The sequence below is a fragment of the Mesorhizobium sp. M4A.F.Ca.ET.020.02.1.1 genome (assembly GCF_004022645.1).
Classification (GTDB): Bacteria; Pseudomonadota; Alphaproteobacteria; order Rhizobiales; family Rhizobiaceae; genus Mesorhizobium.
In genome coordinates, this window is sequence record NZ_RZOI01000739.1 from 1 (window position 1) to 2,930 (window position 2,930).

At 63.9% G+C, this 2,930-nt stretch carries 3 protein-coding genes and 1 pseudogene; 2 read left to right on the forward strand and 2 right to left on the reverse strand.

The window, feature by feature from the left end; genetic code table 11:
- Positions 1 to 542 (forward strand): enolase C-terminal domain-like protein (locus EN742_RS30270; protein WP_281035022.1); only part of this gene is annotated, 542 nt, incomplete at its 5' end.
- Here the strand turns inward: EN742_RS30270 and EN742_RS30275 are convergent.
- A complete protein-coding gene (locus EN742_RS30275; RefSeq protein ID WP_128333626.1) occupies positions 513 to 1,727 on the reverse strand; it encodes an MFS transporter in 1,215 nt (404 codons plus the stop codon). The two genes, EN742_RS30270 and EN742_RS30275, sit on opposite strands and share 30 nt — an antisense overlap.
- 127 nt (positions 1,728 to 1,854) lie before the next feature.
- A complete protein-coding gene (locus EN742_RS30280; RefSeq protein WP_127407452.1) occupies positions 1,855 to 2,676 on the reverse strand; it encodes a UDP-2,3-diacylglucosamine diphosphatase in 822 nt (273 codons plus the stop codon).
- 120 nt (positions 2,677 to 2,796) lie between these two features.
- Between EN742_RS30280 and EN742_RS39725 the strand changes: the two are divergent.
- Positions 2,797 to 2,930, forward strand: a pseudogene (locus EN742_RS39725) (3-oxoacyl-ACP reductase); the annotation flags it as partial.

The window sequence follows — 2,930 nt, forward strand, 5'->3', positions numbered from 1 at the left end:
AAGTCAAGATCGGCGGCGACAATGACCAGGCCCGCATCCGTGCGGTTACCGAAGCGGCGCCTGCCAGCCGCATCATCCTCGACGCCAATGAGGGTTGGACGGACGACAACATCGTCGACAACCTCGCCTTCGCCGCCGAACACGGCATCGCCCTCATCGAGCAACCTCTGCCGGCCGGCCGCGACACGATCCTGCGCCAAATTGCGCATCCGGTGCCGATCTGCGCCGACGAAAGCGTGCACGAGGCGAAGGACCTGGAAGCCCTTGTTGGACTTTATGAAGCCGTCAACATCAAGCTCGACAAATCCGGTGGGCTCACCGAGGCGCTGGTGCTGCGCGAGCGCGCCCGCGCGCTCGGCTTCCACATTATGGTCGGTTGCATGGTGGGCACGTCGCTGGCGATGGCACCGGCCGTGCTTCTGGCGCAGGGCGCCGATTTCGTCGATCTCGACGGTCCGCTGCTGCTCGCGAGGGACCGGGAGCCACGCCTCGTCTACGAGGGATCGTTTGTACTACCCCCCGACAGCACGCTGTGGGGTTGAGCGCGCCGCGAGCGCAATCAGCGCCAGGCCGATGAGCGCAATGGGGATCATGGCCAGAAAGCCGTCGACACCGAAGCGGTCGTAGAGCGGGCCCGACGCCAACGTCACCACGGCCATGAAGAAGCCGTTGAAGAAATAGGCGATGCCTTGCGCAGCACCCGTGCGTTCCTCCGAGACGGTCTCGCCGATCATCTTCTGCAAGCCGATGAGCACCATCGCCACCGACACCGCGTGCAGCGTCTGGACGCCGAAGAAGCCGGCGACGCCAAGGCCGAGCGGCCAGATCAGCGGAAAGGCGATCCAGCGCACGATTGAGCCGATGCCAGCGATCAGCATCACCCTGACGATGGGAACGGACCCGAGGATGCGCGTAAACATCACAAACATGCACACCTCGGCGACCACGCCCCAGGCCCACAGCAGGCCAACGACGGTGTCGCTGATGCCGATCGACTTCCAGTAGATCGAGACGAAGCCGTAGAGAAAGGCATGGCTGGCGGTGATGATGCCGACGCCGAGGGTGAAATAGAGGAAATAGGCATTGAGAAGCTTCGGCGCCGAATGCTGGATGTCGGTCGCCGACAGCGGCGAGGCGCGGCGCGGACGGCCGAGCCTCGGCGCCAGCAATCCTGCGGCGAGTGCCGCGCCCAGGGCAACGAAGATGATCGCCGGCACCGCCTCGGCGCCGGTGCGCGCCAGGATGAAGCCGCCGACGACATTGGCGCAAAGATAGGAGATCGAGCCCCATTTGCGCATGCTAGTGTAGTTGGAGCCGAAACGGCGCACGCCCGATAGCGCCAGCGAATCGGCGATCGGCGAATGCGGCGTCCAGACGATGGTCAGCGCCAGCGAGACGGCAAGCACGACGGCGTAGCTGGGCGGCAGGAAGTAGCCGGCGGAAAGCACCATCGAGGCCGCGACCAGCGCGATATAGACATGGGCGCGGTCCCTCGCCCGATCGGCAAGCGCAGTCAGCAGCGGCGTCGTCACCACACGCAGGAACATGGGCGCGGCGAGGATCACCGCGATCTGCCCGGCATGGAAACCCTTGGCCTGCAGCCAGAGCGGGAAGTAGGGCAGATGCGTACCGAGCGACACGAAGAGCGTGGCGAAGATCAGGCTCATGCGCAGCTCGAAATGGCGTGGCTTGACGAGTTGTTCAGGCGAGAGCGGCGGCAGGGACATGAATCGATCCAATCACGCCACGGTCGACCGCTCGCGACGTATGTCGATCCCTTAACATGGAGAAAAACCGGGCGAAACCGGCTGGACTAATCGATTAGCGCGAGCTTGCGGCCGCAGGGGCTTGGCGTCACGCCGCCTGCACCGCCCTGCCCTTGATGTTGACGGGAACCAGCACATCCTTGCCGGCCGGAGCCTCGGGCAGGACATGCGCCCAGGTCAGGATTTCCATGCGGCCGTCGAAATGCTCGACCACCGCCGTGCAGCTTTCCACCCAATCGCCGGTGTTGATGTACTGCACGTCGCCATAGTTCTCGATCGCGGCGTGGTGGATGTGGCCGCAGATGACGCCGTCGACATGCGAGCGCCGCGCTTCCTCGCTCAGCACCGTCTGGAACGAGCCAATGAAGTTCACCGCTTTCTTGACCTTGACCTTGGCCCAGGACGAGAACGACCAGTAAGGCAAGCCGAGCAGATGACGCAGCTTTGTAACGACCCTATTGACCATCATCGCCGCGTCATAGGCGTAATCGCCGAGATAGGCGAGCCAGCGCTGATTGTGCACCACCGTGTCGAACTGGTCGCCATGGATGACCAGCAGGCGGCGGCCGTCGGCGGTCTCGTGGATGGCACGGTCGGCGACGACGATGCCGCCGAAATGCACACCCTGGAACTGGCGGGCGAACTCGTCGTGGTTGCCGGCAATGTAGGTGATGCTGGCGCCCTTGCGCGCCTTGCGCAGCAGTTTCTGCACGACATCGTTGTGACTCTGCGGCCAGTGCCAGCTTCGCCTGAGTCGCCAGCCGTCGACGATGTCGCCGACCAGATAGATGATATCGGCGTCGTGGTGCCTGAGGAAATCGATCAGGAAGTCGGCCTTGGCCGCCTTCGACCCCAGGTGGATGTCGGAGATGAACATCGAGCGGAAAGTGCGGGGCTCTGGGCCGGACATAGCTTGTCACCGTTGCTTTCGCAGAGCCTGTGCCACGATTCATGCAACAACCGTATGACGGTTGCGATTGGTCCAGCCGAAGGGCTAGCTTGCCGCGCTCGACAAAAGGAGAAGACCGTCATGGATCTCGGCATTCGCGGAAAGAAGGCCATTATCTGCGCGTCCAGCAAGGGGCTAGGGCGCGGTTGCGCCATTGCGCTGGCCGAGGCGGGCGTCGACCTCGTCGTCAACGGCCGCAATGCGGAGCTCTTGGC